The sequence below is a fragment of the Haemophilus influenzae genome (assembly GCF_001457655.1).
Lineage (GTDB): Bacteria > Pseudomonadota > Gammaproteobacteria > Enterobacterales > Pasteurellaceae > Haemophilus > Haemophilus influenzae.
In genome coordinates this window covers 1,876,248-1,890,645 of the sequence record NZ_LN831035.1, presented here as the reverse complement: position 1 = coordinate 1,890,645, position 14,398 = coordinate 1,876,248, and the positions used below count along the sequence as shown (strand labels likewise).

At 35.6% G+C, this 14,398-nt stretch carries 10 protein-coding genes; 8 read left to right on the top strand and 2 right to left on the bottom strand.

Going from position 1 to position 14,398, the window contains the following annotated elements; all coding sequences use genetic code 11:
• Positions 1-191: 191 nt before the first annotated feature.
• Both tbp1 and AT683_RS09280 read right to left on the bottom strand, forming a co-directional pair.
• Complete coding sequence (tbp1, locus tag AT683_RS09285; protein WP_038441421.1) at positions 192-2,933, bottom strand: transferrin-binding protein Tbp1; 2,742 nt, start codon at positions 2,931-2,933, stop codon at positions 192-194.
• Between the two features lie 27 nt (positions 2,934-2,960).
• Positions 2,961-4,844 (bottom strand): transferrin-binding protein-like solute binding protein, encoded by a 1,884-nt coding sequence (locus tag AT683_RS09280; RefSeq protein ID WP_058222238.1) that lies wholly within the window; start codon positions 4,842-4,844, stop codon positions 2,961-2,963.
• Between the two features lie 96 nt (positions 4,845-4,940).
• Between AT683_RS09280 and AT683_RS09275 the strand changes: the two genes are divergently transcribed.
• From AT683_RS09275 to AT683_RS09240, 8 genes are all read left to right on the top strand, one after another.
• On the top strand, positions 4,941-6,401 hold the full coding sequence (locus AT683_RS09275; RefSeq protein WP_038441417.1) for a surface lipoprotein assembly modifier: 1,461 nt from the start codon (positions 4,941-4,943) through the stop codon (positions 6,399-6,401).
• A gap of 175 nt (positions 6,402-6,576) precedes the next feature.
• Positions 6,577-6,711, top strand: coding sequence for a 50S ribosomal protein L34 (gene rpmH / locus AT683_RS09270; RefSeq protein ID WP_005539760.1), 135 nt, complete (start codon positions 6,577-6,579; stop codon positions 6,709-6,711).
• A 12-nt stretch (positions 6,712-6,723) separates the two neighbouring features.
• Positions 6,724-7,083: a ribonuclease P protein component gene (rnpA, locus tag AT683_RS09265; protein WP_005651622.1), complete on the top strand. Its 360-nt coding sequence runs from the start codon at positions 6,724-6,726 to the stop codon at positions 7,081-7,083.
• Entirely contained in the window at positions 7,047-7,307 is a 261-nt protein-coding gene (yidD, locus tag AT683_RS09260) for a membrane protein insertion efficiency factor YidD (RefSeq protein ID WP_005647910.1), read from the top strand. The genes rnpA and yidD overlap by 37 nt, the downstream gene beginning before the upstream one ends.
• Complete coding sequence (yidC, locus tag AT683_RS09255; RefSeq protein ID WP_038441415.1) at positions 7,307-8,932, top strand: membrane protein insertase YidC; 1,626 nt, start codon at positions 7,307-7,309, stop codon at positions 8,930-8,932. The genes yidD and yidC overlap by 1 nt, the downstream gene beginning before the upstream one ends.
• Before the next feature lie 392 nt (positions 8,933-9,324).
• Positions 9,325-10,683, top strand: coding sequence for a tRNA uridine-5-carboxymethylaminomethyl(34) synthesis GTPase MnmE (mnmE, locus tag AT683_RS09250; RefSeq protein ID WP_038441413.1), 1,359 nt, complete (start codon positions 9,325-9,327; stop codon positions 10,681-10,683).
• 191 nt (positions 10,684-10,874) lie between these two features.
• Positions 10,875-12,743: a SurA N-terminal domain-containing protein gene (locus tag AT683_RS09245; protein WP_038441411.1), complete on the top strand. Its 1,869-nt coding sequence runs from the start codon at positions 10,875-10,877 to the stop codon at positions 12,741-12,743.
• Positions 12,744-12,830: 87 nt separating this feature from the next.
• The gene (locus AT683_RS09240; RefSeq protein WP_038441409.1) at positions 12,831-14,390 is read left to right on the top strand and encodes a phosphoethanolamine transferase; all 1,560 of its coding nucleotides are present in this window, start codon (positions 12,831-12,833) and stop codon (positions 14,388-14,390) included.
• Positions 14,391-14,398 lie beyond the last annotated feature (8 nt).

The following is a 14,398-nucleotide window of genomic DNA, read 5'->3' as shown; positions in this document are numbered from 1 at the left end:
AAAAGGATCCTTGTTATTTTTGTAATAGAGAAAAGTGCGGTAAAAATTGTCGGAGATTTTACAATAAATGCGTGGAAAGATCTTGTAAAAAATCCAAGTTTGGTTTTTCACTTAAGCAGATTATAGAACAGAAAAAGATGCGCCAGTAAGGTATAGATATAGCATGTCTAGTCCATCTGGCGCATTTTAATTTAGAATTTCATTTCTAATGTTAAGGTATAGTTTCGTCCTGATGCTGCGTAGCGAGTATAGTTACCAACATTTTGATGTTGATTGACCGCACCTTGTGCTGTTTGACGCACCGCTTCCCAAGTGACATAGCGATAGTTTAATAAATTATATACTCCTAATCGGAACAAAATACTTCTATTCACCATGTAATAACCCGATACATCTAAGATATGCCATGCCCGAGTAAGTTTTCTTGTTGATTTTACATTCCTTGAATTGCTACCCAATGCACGTTGTCCTAGCAATTCATTTTGAGATTTTGCTTTTGATTGAGTAAACATTGTATTAATTCCCCAAGTATTACTTGGATGATCATAGCCTAAACCAATGATATAACGGCTGGGCTGAATGGCATCAAATAAATAACTGCTTACGGAGGCCAAACCAGCATTGATTTTTTGATCTTTAACTTTTACTCGGTTATAAGCAAATGTTGCATACCAACCGTAGGGAATACGTTTCCATAAACCATTAAAATCTAATTGCGCAGTTATATTTACGCCAACTAATTTTGCATTTTGTGCATTATGATATCCATAATTGCCCTTGCCCCTTCCATTTTTAAGTTCTTCAGCAAAGGCGATAAGATTTCGATAAGCATTACTAAAATGACTGATCTCAATATTACCAAAATCCCCTTTTAGAGCGAGACCAAACTCTTGGTTACGAGATGTTTCAGGCTTAAATTTACCTACATAAACCTCGTCATTCTTGCCACCATACCGCCAACCATACATTTCAGCAAAACTAGGATTTCTAAATCCAGTAGAAAGGCGATAAGAAAGATCAAGCCATTCCGTTGGTTTTATGACAATACCAGTATTCCAAGAGAAATTTTTAAATTTACCAACACTAATAGTTGATTCATTAGCTTTTGTACGAGATACGTCATACCGAATACCTAAACCTAAATCAACGTATTTCCCTAATGCCATATTATTGCGTGCTGCGAAATAATAATTTTTCCCTTTAATTAACCGCACTTTACAGTCACTATAATTAGAGGAGTTACCTTGATAATTACAATGATCTCGTCCTGCAAAACCTACTTTTGGTTTTGGGTAGAAGTAAGGTTGTTTGGGTAAACCATTTCTTAGTTTACCAGTTTCACTAACTTTCCCTGGAATACTATCTGCCGTAGCGGTAACACGTCGAGTTAAATAATCTTTATGCTGAAGTGCGGAAGTAAAGTCATCAAAACCAAGATTGAAGACAATTTGATGAGTAAGCCAATTTTGTTGAATTTTTTTCTCTAAATTCAATTGCAACATATTATGTTTTTCTTTATAAACATTTCTATCAGAACGATAGAATGAATAAGGTTTATCAAGTGTTGGGCGGCAATTCTTACTTGGATTAGGATAAAGACTGCAATGCGTATGTCGCATATAACTGTCAAGTATGATGTTTTGTTGATTAGCACTTAACACTGCTTTGTCAATGATTCCCGCTTTGTTCTTATTTTCGTAAATATATTCAATACCTACACGCTGTTTTCTATGGTGTTCATCGAAATAAAGCCCACTTGCATATTTAACGCCTCGGCCATCCTCAATATGTTGATATGCGCCATAATCTTGCTTTGGATAAAAAGGGCGATTTGCTAAATCCCCTTTTTCTGTTGGGCTTAAATAAGCGGGAAATGTCATATCACGGATATCAAATTTTTGTTGTGTGAATTCAAAAATACCACCAATATAATGTTGTTCAGAAAAATGATACCCTCCTCTTAAAAACCAAGACTGGCTTTCATATTTCATTGGATTAGGTTTGATACGGTTAGCCCCAGTATAATCTGAAACGCTTACGGTTTCGCTTTGGGAGGATAACTTCGCAGGTGGCTTGGCTGAAGGTATACACTTGTCATAACCATTTGGACACTCATCTTGCATCACAAAGTGTGCTGCAGATCCATCTGTTGTGGCGATTAAGCGATCATAACTTTGTACGCCTTTTAATGCATCTTTATGGACTTGGGTTTCAATTGAATTTCGTTGAGTATAAATGGCTAGCCCTTCAAATCCACCTTGTTTTCCTGCTACAGCTAAAGAATGGGTAAAACCTTTATTTTTGCTTGAATAAGCATTTTTAGTTTGAATTCCCCATGATTTGTCTCCTTCTAAGATATCGGCTGCGGATTTGCTTTGAAATGTTACAGAACCAGCTAGTGCTCCATTACCATACTCAGAAGAACTCCCCCCCTTGCTTATTTCGACGGCCTTTACATTTTCATATTCAATTTCATTAATTGCACCAGTGCCAGAATATCCTGAACGAGCAACTAAAGGGCTTTGCACTACATAAGATTGCGTTTGAGGTAAACCATCTACTAATAAAGCAACTCTATTTCTGTCCATACCACGAATAGAATATCCAGAACTTGCACCGCGACCTTGTTCTACAACTGAAATCCCTGGATCATAGCGTGTTAGATCTCGAATATTTAATACTTGTTCTCGGCTGATACTTTCACTAGTTTTGATAATTTTGCCAAGTCCAGTTACTTCATTATCTTTACGATCTCTTACTTTTTCTGCAGTGACTGAGATAGTTTCTAATTCTGAATCTTCTGTACTTTGAGTGTCCACTTCAGATGATATAGCTTCTTTTGTATCTTTTATACTTTGAGTTTCTGCTTTTACATAGCATGAAATTAAAAGACAAGAAATAATACTTAGGCGAAAATAGGGTTTTTTAGTCATTTTTAGTATTCCATTATTTGGTTGTTTTTACTTTTTGTTTGTTTCTACTTGTCTTTTAGCTCCAAAGACAACTGCAGCTCTTGCATTTGGTGAATTGGATGGTGAAGATACGGCTGAGGAACTTTCAGAATTTTTATCTGCAGGATTTTTTCCGTTATAGGTGAAATAACCGCCTAATTCAGAAGCATCAGGTCCATAAAATGCCCCGTTTACTGTTGCCGTGAAATTGACTTTAGATGTGTCTTGTGTATTTTTACCATCTATTACTAAATCTTTTGCGGTTGCTGTACCAGTGAAGTCATTCTTACCACTTTGAAAGGTTGCATTAATTCTAAATACGGTATTTTGAGTATCGTCTCGTTTTAATTCGCCTGTTAATGTTTTCTTGTTAAAATCAACATCAAAAACAGAAACACCACTTTTATCTTGTCGTTTATTTCCTGTAGTGGAGTAAGATGTCTCGCCATCGCTCAGATAACCAAACCAACTACCGCGATATTTCACGTTTCCCATTGTAGGAATTTGAGAACTGGCAGTACGGTGACCTAACAAAAATTGGTGGTATTGTCCTGTTTCATTGTTGTTGTTCTTATCTTTATCCTCATAATACATACCAAATTTCACATAGCTTAGATTCTTGCAACATGCTTCCACTTTATAGTGTTTACCTCCTACCTCATGGTGCTTACTAGTTATGAAATCATCAGTATTTTCAGGTAAAAGAGGAATAGGCTGATTGTCAATTAAAAGGTAATCAGCTTCACCAAAACTTGATATATCTTCCGTCTTAAAGTTTTCTGCATCAGTTATTGTACTGGCTGCTGTATTGGTTGTTGTACTGGTTGTTGCATCGGTTGTTTTAAAAGTGGTTAGCTTGCCATCAATTAAGGTTTCTCTGGATAATGTTTGGTTTTTTGACGTTTCTTCCGTTTCTTTGGCACTAAATACCCCAAAAACTCGGTTATCGCCAGCTAAAAACTTCCCTCCTAATTCTTCACCGTTAGGCCCATAAAAACCACCTTCTAATGTTCCCTCGCTGGTAAAGGGATGATCCGTAGATGTGGGTTCTTCAGGAATAACGTTACCCCTGAATCGGTTGCTATACACTTTAGCTTTTAGATTGTAGAGTTTATGTGTTGTATTTTGTGATGTATTAGCATTTGTTTTACGTAAATGGTAATAAAGTCCACCTGTGAGCTCTTTCGTACCAAAATTGACAGTAAATTCACTAGTTAATCCCGCGTCACCGTTTTCTAAATCAATATCTCCTCGAGTAGCACTACGTTTAGAATAAGCTAGACCGCTAGAATTACTGAACAAAGAATACTTTTGGCCATTTTTAGTTGCAGTGATGAAATCCCAAGTTCCTTTGTATTCAGCTACCCCGCTTACTGGCAAGTTTGTTGCAGTTTTATTACCATAATAAAACGCATAACCATAATAGCCAGAATAAGCTTTTTTTTCTTTTTCTTGGGGTTTGGAAAAGTATCTCCAATTCTCAATATAGTACAAACCAGAATAAACGTATTTTTGTGAATTAGGATCTTTTGATTTTGCATTAGGTTCCTTAATTGAGCCAATAGGGGGGGGGCCCCCGTTTTTATTGTTCTTTTCAACATCATTCATAATCAAAGAGAGGTCAGTTAAGACACTATAATCATTCAATAAGCTTGGTTCTTTGTTTGAGTGAGGATGTATATTTTGCGCAACTAACTTCATCCCTCCCCCTAAAGAAGGAATGGACAAATTTTCCAATTTAGATTTTGTTCTTGAACTTGAAGTATCGTCTTGATAACGCGGTTTAGAAGAGGAGGGATTAGAGACGTCATCTACATCAAAAGAGCCACCTCCCCCGCTACAAGCACTTAGTAAAAAGGAAAGTCCACCAGTGATAAGAGAAACAGATTTCATAGAATTAATACTTATACAAAATTGATAATAATTCGCATTATTGTTCTTTTTTTGTAATAATGTCAAGTTAGAGTTTTTTAAGAATATGGATAAAATATGAAAAATGGCGTAAAACAAATTTCTTTCTTATCATTAATAGGCTTATCATTAATAGGCTTATCATTAACGAATATAGCTTGGGCAGATGTTGCACGTCCTAAAAATGATACATTGACAAATACGATTCAAAGTGCGGAATTAAAAACCTCCTCTTTTTCCTCTATGCCTAAGAAAGAAATACCAAATAGGCATATTATTTCTCTTTCCAAAAGCGAATTAGCACAACATCCAAGACTTGTTTTGCGTGGGTTAATTCTTGCTTTATATCAAAATAACACTCAGGCAGTTCAACTGTTATTACCACTATATAAACAATTTCCTCAGCAAGATAATTTCTTACTCACTTGGGCAAAGGCTATTGAAGCTCGTGAACAAGGTGATTTAACTCAATCTATTGCTTATTATCGTGAATTATTCGCTCTAGAGGCATCTTTACTACCTTTGCGTTATCAATTAGCTCAAGCCCTATTTTTTAACTATGAAAATGAATCTGCCAAAATTCAATTTGAAAAATTACGTACAGAGGTAGATGATGAAAAATTTTTAGGTGTTATTGATCAGTATCTTTTAACACTAAATCAGCGGAATCAATGGATATGGCAAGTAGGCTTAAATTTTTTAAATGATGATAATTTGAATAACGCTCCAAAAAGTGGCACAAAAATTGGTAATTGGACCGCTTGGGAAAAAGAAAGTGGGAAGGGGGTAGGGTATTCTTTATCAGTAGAAAAAAAATGGCCATGGGCAGATCATTTTTTTAGTAAAACTATGTTTAATGGGAATGGAAAATATTATTGGGATAATAAAAAATACAATGAGGCTACTTTTCGTATAGGTGGTGGTTTAGGTTATCAAACTGCCTTAGTTGAAGTCTCGTTGTTTCCTTTTCAAGAAAAGCGTTGGTATGCAGGCGGTAGCTCTGGAACGAATACAATGAAGCAATATGCGGATAAATTGGGTATTCGTTTAGAAAACGTAGATTGGCTAAGTAAAACTTGGCAAATTTCTACCGCACTTGAGTATGGAGAATCTCGTTATAAAATCCGAAAACATTTAGATGGTAATTATTATTTCATTTCATCAACATTATTTTATTTGCCTAAAAGTACTCAATTTTGGTTTGTTGGAATGGATTTTCATCGAGAAAATACACAAGCATTAGATAATGCTTATCAACAAAAGACATTGAGACTTGGTTGGGGGCAGGATTGGTCTTATGGTATTTCATCACGTCTTACTTTTAGTTATGCCAATCGAGTGTATAGAGAGAAAGATTTGATTGGGATACAGCAAAAAAATCGTGAATACACAACCACAATTACTTTATGGCATCGAAATATACATTTTATGGGACTAACACCTAAATTATCGTGGGATTATCAAAAATCCACTAGTAATCATGCTTTTTATCGTTATGATAAAAATAGAATTTATCTCGAAATTGGAAAAATATTTTAAGGTTGTAAACTAACTGTTGAGTTATCTCTAACATTGTCAAAGTGCATACACTATATTTTTAATATTAGTTTGAAATTTTTTAAAAAATTTCCGTTTCTTATTTGACGAACGCGCATTTTATGACTAGAATTGCACCCTATTTTATTCACTCTTAATTGTATTTAGGTAAATTAAAATGAAACGTACATTTCAACCTTCTGTATTAAAACGTAGTCGTACTCACGGTTTCCGTGCTCGTATGGCAACTAAAAATGGCCGTCAAGTTTTAGCACGTCGCCGTGCTAAAGGTCGTAAAAGTTTATCTGCGTAATCACAATTCTTAGTGGTTAAGCTGAACTTTTCAAGGGAGTTACGTTTATTAACTCCCATTCAATTCAAAAATGTTTTCGAACAGCCATTCAGAGCTAGTACTCCCGAAATTACAATCCTTGCTAGAAAAAATAATCTTGAACATCCGCGTTTAGGTTTGACCGTTGCTAAAAAACATTTAAAACGCGCCCACGAGCGTAATCGAATTAAACGCTTAGTACGAGAAAGTTTTCGTTTATCACAGCATCGCTTGCCTGCTTATGATTTTGTTTTTGTAGCTAAAAATGGTATTGGAAAACTCGACAATAGTGCATTTGCACAAATACTCGAAAAATTATGGCAGAGACACATTCGCTTGGCACAAAAATCTTAATTAAGATTATCCGTCTTTATCAAATTATGATTAGTCCGTTTATTGGGGCTCGTTGTCGGTTTGTGCCTACTTGTTCTTGCTATGGTATTGAAGCATTAAAAACACACGGATTATTAAAAGGTGGTTGGCTTACGCTGAAACGTGTATTAAAATGCCATCCTTTAAACGCAGGTGGATTCGATCCTGTTCCACCAAAAACCAATAATAATGATGAGAAAAAATAATGGACTCAAGACGTAGCCTATTAGTGCTTGCACTGATTTTTATTTCTTTCCTTGTTTATCAGCAATGGCAGTTGGATAAAAATCCACCTGTGCAAACTGAACAAACAACTTCAATAACTGCCACTTCTGACGTTCCGGCAAGTTCCCCTTCTAATTCACAAGCCATAGCTGATTCTCAAACTCGTGGTCGTATTATTACTCTTGAAAACGATGTGTTCCGTTTGAAAATTGATACATTGGGTGGCGATGTAATTAGCTCTGAATTATTAAAATATGATGCAGAATTGGATTCAAAAACACCGTTTGAATTATTAAAAGATACTAAAGAGCATATTTATATTGCGCAAAGTGGTTTAATTGGTAAAAACGGTATTGATACTCGTTCTGGTCGTGCGCAATATCAAATTGAAGGCGATAATTTTAAATTAGCAGAGGGTCAAGAATCTCTTTCTGTACCGCTTCTTTTTGAAAAAGATGGCGTAACTTATCAAAAAATCTTCGTATTAAAACGTGGTAGCTACGATTTAGGCGTAGATTACAAGATTGATAACCAAAGTGGTCAAGCCATTGAAGTGGAGCCTTATGGTCAATTGAAGCATTCTATTATTGAAAGCTCTGGTAATGTTGCAATGCCTACTTATACTGGCGGTGCATATTCTTCTTCAGAAACTAACTATAAAAAATATAGTTTTGCTGATATGCAAGATAATAATCTTTCTATTGATACTAAAGCTGGTTGGGTTGCAGTGTTACAACATTATTTCGTTTCTGCGTGGATCCCAAATCAAGATGTAAATAATCAACTTTACACAATTACAGATAGTAAAAATAATGTTGCATCAATTGGTTATCGTGGTCCTGTTGTCACTATTCCTAGTGGTAGCCAAGAGACGATTACAAGTTCATTGTGGACTGGCCCGAAACTTCAAAATCAAATGGCAACTGTCGCAAATAATTTAGATTTAACCGTTGATTATGGCTGGGCTTGGTTTATTGCTAAACCGTTATTCTGGTTATTAACCTTTATTCAAGGGATTGTGTCTAACTGGGGTTTAGCGATTATCTGTGTAACAATTGTAGTGAAAGCAATTTTATATCCTCTTACAAAAGCACAATATACTTCAATGGCTAAAATGCGTATTTTGCAACCGAAAATGCAAGAAATGCGTGAACGTTTTGGAGATGATCGCCAACGTATGAGCCAAGAAATGATGAAACTTTATAAAGAGGAAAAAGTAAATCCACTTGGTGGTTGTTTGCCAATTCTTCTTCAAATGCCAATTTTTATCGCATTATACTGGACGTTCTTAGAAGCCGTTGAATTACGTCATGCACCATTCTTTGGTTGGATCCAAGACTTATCGGCACAAGATCCTTATTACATTCTCCCTATTTTAATGGGTATCTCAATGTTCTTGTTGCAAAAAATGTCTCCAACACCAGTAACTGACCCAACACAACAAAAAGTAATGAATTTTATGCCATTAGTTTTTATGTTCTTTTTCTTGTGGTTCCCATCAGGCTTGGTATTATACTGGTTAGTATCTAACTTGATCACTATCGCCCAACAGCAATTAATTTATCGTGGATTAGAGAAAAAAGGGTTGCATTCTCGTAAGAAATAGTCACGAACAGGCAAAAAGAAAGGCACGGAATGTGCCTTTTCTTTATTTTACTGCCGTGGGTATACCTACCCTAGGTAGTGTGTACCTACCCTAGGCAATCAACCGTGGGTAAGTATACCCACGGTTAATTATAGTAATAATAGTTCCCCTCTGGGGAACGTCAAGCTCTACCCCAAAGGGGTAGCACTGGGATAAACCTAGGGTATACTTACCCTAGGTAGTAGTATACCTACCCTAGGCAATCAACCGTGGGTAAGTATACCCACGGTTGATTATAGTAATAATAGTTCCCCTTTGGGGAACGTCAAGCTCTACCCCAAAGGGTAGCACTGGGATAAACCTAGGGTATACCTACCCTAGGTAGTAGTTCCCCAGACAATAATAGGTTTTATATGAAAGAAACAATCGTTGCTCAAGCTACTGCGCCAGGTCGTGGTGGTATTGGGATTTTAAGGGTCTCAGGGCCTTTAGCAACAAAAGTTGCTCAAGCTATATTAGGTAAATGCCCTAAGCCAAGAATGGCAGATTATCTTCCTTTTAAAGATGCTGATGGCACTATTTTAGATCAAGGGATTGCGCTTTATTTCAAATCGCCAAATTCATTTACTGGTGAGGATGTGTTGGAATTGCAAGGTCACGGTGGGCAGGTTGTATTAGATTTATTACTCAAACGTATTTTACAAATTGACGGAATACGTTTGGCGAGACCAGGCGAGTTTTCTGAACAAGCTTTTTTGAATGATAAATTGGATCTTGCTCAAGCAGAGGCCATTGCAGATTTAATTGATGCAACATCAGAACAAGCGGCACGCTCAGCATTGAAATCCTTACAAGGCGAGTTTTCTAAAAAAGTAAATGAATTGGTTGATTCTGTGATTTATTTACGTACTTATGTAGAAGCAAGCATTGACTTTCCTGATGAGGAAATTGATTTCTTGGCAGATGGAAAAATTGAAGCAAACTTACGCGGTATTATTAATCAGTTGGAAGATGTTCGTGCTGAAGCTAAACAAGGTTCTATTTTACGTGAGGGGATGAAAGTCGTGATTGCTGGTCGTCCGAATGCAGGTAAATCGAGCTTGCTTAATGCGCTTGCTGGTCGCGAAGCGGCTATCGTCACGGATATTGCAGGTACAACCCGTGATGTATTGCGTGAGCATATTCATATTGACGGTATGCCATTGCATATTATTGATACCGCAGGTCTTCGAGATGCAACCGATGAAGTAGAGCGTATTGGGATTTCTCGTGCTTGGACAGAGATTGAACAAGCCGATCGTATTATTTTAATGTTAGATAGTAGCGATCCTGAAAGTGTAGATTTAAGCAAAGTGCGGTCAGAATTTTTAGCAAAATTACCCTCAACCTTGCCAGTTACTATTGTTCGAAACAAAATTGATTTAAATGGCGAACAAGCAAGTGAAAGCGAACAGGGCGGTTATCAAATGATTAGTCTTTCCGCTCAAACGCATGATGGCGTAAAACTTTTACGTGAACATTTGAAACAAGCAATGGGTTTCCAAACAGGCATGGAAGGAGGCTTTTTAGCTCGCCGCCGTCATTTAGATGCGTTGGATAAAGCCGCAGAGCATTTACAAATCGGTTTGGTTCAACTTACAGAATTTCACGCAGGAGAACTTTTAGCGGAAGAATTACGCTTAGTTCAAAGCTATTTAAGTGAAATTACGGGTCAATTCACATCCGATGATTTACTCGGCAGTATTTTTAGTTCTTTCTGCATTGGAAAATAGGAAGGATAAAGTGCGGTCATTTTCTTGGGCAAAAATTCAAATCAAAAGCGGCAATATTTGGTAGGGTCTTGTTGACAGAAATTAGTATTAGCTTGCTTTACGAACTAGGTGTTTTCACTTTTTAAGATGCTAATTTTTTACGTTTAGATTATAATCGGGAAAATTTTTATATTTATAACAAGGGTTATAGAATGTTAATTGAAAAAATGCACAATTTAACAAACTCAAAGATTTCTAAATTTATCTTAGGTTTGATTACTGTATCGTTTTTAGTTGGTGGAATGTCTGGCTATCTTTTTAGCTCAAATGATACTTATGCGGCAAAAGTGAACGGCGAAGTGATTTCTCAACAAGATTTTTTAAATCGCTATAATCAAGAATTTGAAATACGCGCACAACGTGAGGGAGAGGCGTTTATGGGTCAGTCAGATTCTCCTGAATTTGTTACCGCACTTCGTCAAAACATCGTTAATCTAATGATTGATCAAGAATTACTTCGCCAATATGTTAAAGAATTAAAATTAGGCGTGAGTGATGAAATGATTAAACGTGCAATCGTGACTGATCCTAATTTTCAAGTAAAGGGTAAATTTGATAATTCTGTTTATCAACGAATATTACAACAAAATCATTTAACGTCAGATGGTTACGCTTCAATTTTACGTGCTTCGTTACCTCTTGAACAAATACAAAATGGCGTTGCTAACAGTGAATTTATTGTTCCTGCTCAAGTAAAAAATAGTGCAGAAATTTTCTTTCAAAAGCGTTTAGCTCGTTTAGCAACTTTATCTCTTGCAGATGAAATGGCAAAACAATCAGTATCTGATGATGAAATCAAAACTTATTATGAAGCTAATCAAAAATCTTTTGTTCAGCCAGAGCAGGTTAAAGTTCAGTATATTGATCTTTCTGCAGATAACATAAGTAAAAATCTTCAAGTTACAGATATAGAAATTGCACAATATTATCAAGATAATAAAGCACAATTTATGACTCAGCGTTTAGCACATATTCAATTTGCAAATGAACAAGATGCGAAAGTGGTTTATGAGGAATTACAGAAAGGGGCAAATTTCGCTGATGTCGCTAAAACGAAATCTTTGGATAAAATTTCTGGCGAGAATGGCGGGGATTTAGGCTGGGTAAATGCGAATGAATTACCAAAAGCCTTTGAAGATGCCGCAGCTGCATTGCAGGTAGGGCAATATAGCCAACCAATCAATGTGGACGGCAATTACCATATTGTGTTAGTGCAAGAACGTAAAGCGCAAAGTTTAGAGAATGTGAAAGCTCAAATTGCAGATTTAGTTCGTAAATCTTTGATGGAGAGTCGTTATTTTTCTTTAGAAAAACAAGCGAGTGATAAGGCTTTTGAAGACAGTAAGTCTCTTAATACTGCAGCACAAGCAGCAGGTGTTAAGGTTCAAGAGAGCGGATATTTTTCTCGTCAAAATGTGCCAGCTGGATTAAATTTCCCTAATGTTATTTACACAATATTTGAATCAGATAGCACGAATATTGGTATGAATTCTGAACCAATTAATGTAGGCGATTATCACACAATTATTGTACGTGTGTTGGATCGCAAAGCAGAGGGCGTAAAAAGTTTAGAAGAGGCTAAAATCGATATTGAAACTTTCTTAAAACGTCAGAAAGCTGAGAATGTGCTTAATGAAAAAGCACAACAAGCAGTGAAAAAATTAAGTGAAAACCCTGAATCAAAAATAGATGGCATTAATTTCTCAAGTGAGCAGACTTTTACGTTAAGTGAAAATAAAGATCCTATTTTAACAAATGGTATATTTTCAATTGCCAAACCAAAATCAAATGAAGCTCTTTATCAAGTGGTGCATAATTCAAATGGCGATGTGGTTGTTGTTGCCTTGAATAAGGTTGAACAAGGCAGTTTAAGTGAAAAAGAATTGTCGCAATTTGGTATGCAATTATTGCGTAGTCATCAATCTGAATTACAAGTTCAGTTAATACAAGGATTACGTGAGAGAGCGAAAATTGAGGTAAATGACTCTTTCATCAATCAAGATGATGAAGTGCAACAATAACAGGTTAAATGATAATTTGAGATAAATTTTGCTCAAAAGTGCGGTAAATTTCACCGCACTTTTTTACTTTTGTGCGAAAGGAAGTTAATGATGTTCGGGAAAAAAATAATTCATTCTAAAACAATATGGTTTTATTTTTTATTGTTTCTCTTTTCCATATTTACCAATATGGGATTAGGCAATGTATTAAGTGAGAATATTCCTGTTTCAGATTACGCAATTTTATTTGTTATCACGGCGATTTCTTTTTATTTTACCCCTTGGGTTGGGCGAATATTAATCACTGTATTATTCCTCAGCGCGTTATTTTATTGCTCTGCTGGTTTTTTCTATGGAATTCCATCTTTGGGGATTATCGCTTCTGTTTATGAAACGAATATTAATGAAACCTTAGAATATTACACAACCATTCCTTTTTGGATATTTTTATTTCAAGCTAGTTATTTCATCCTGTTTGTTGCTTTAATGAAATTAAGTTTTTATTTTAAACGGCAAGCATTTAAGTGGCTAAATACGGCTGTTATTAGCCTATTATTAGTTTTTTCTTATAATCAATTTTCTGATTGGAACTATGCGTATAAATTCCGTTTTTATCCCGTTCTTTTTTATTCTGAATTTGATCGAATGAATGATCTGTATTTAGAACAACGTGATTTTCTAAATCAATCCGCTAATGCGCCTTCTCAATGGGATATTCAATCTTTTATGCCAAAATATAAAAATTATATTTTGATTATCGGTGAAAGCATGCGAAAAGATTATATGTCGTTATATGGTTTTCCATTGAAAACCACACCATTTTTAGAGCGTGTGAAAGGCACAGTTTTTGAAAATTATTATTCTGCGGCACCGAATACGCAACCGTCTTTACAACTCACCCTATATCGAGCAGATAAAGGGGAAACGGTCTATACGGATAATATTATTTCTTTAGCCAAAAAAGCGGGTGTGAAAACCTATTGGATTTCTAATCAAGGCAAAATTGGGGAATTTGATACGATAGCATCTCGTATTGGTCAAAGTGCAGATGAAACGATTTTTATGAAGCCGTTAGGTTACAATTCTAAAAAAGTTTATGACGATGAAATGTTGCCTGTATTAGATAAAGCCTTAAAAGAAAATATTACGAATCCAAAATTAATTGTGATTCATTTAATGGGCTCACATCCAGCCTTTTGTGAGCGTCTTCCGTACGAGGTTAAAAATTATTTTATTAATCAATCTATGTCTTGTTATTTAGAATCGATTAAATATACGGATCAGTTTTTAGAAAAATTAAATTCGCAGTTAGTATCGCAAAATGAACCCTATTCGGTGATTTACTTTTCTGATCATGGGCTTGCTCATTATGAGGATTCTGAAGGTTTATCATTGCATCCAAATAATCTTTATAAACAAGATTATGAAATTCCTTTCGTCATGTTTTCGAGTGATAGTCAAAAGGTAGAAAAAATAAAAACGCCACAATCGGCATTTAATTTTGTTTATGGTTTTGCTGATTGGATGGGAATTAAGGAAAAACATTTACAAGGCGTGGATTTCTTCCATCCTGAAAAACAGGAAATTAAGGTATTTGATTGGAATAACGTTGTAAATGTTAAAGAGTTGGCTGATGATCCAGCAAAATTACCAGAAACCGTTCAGTAAATGAGATC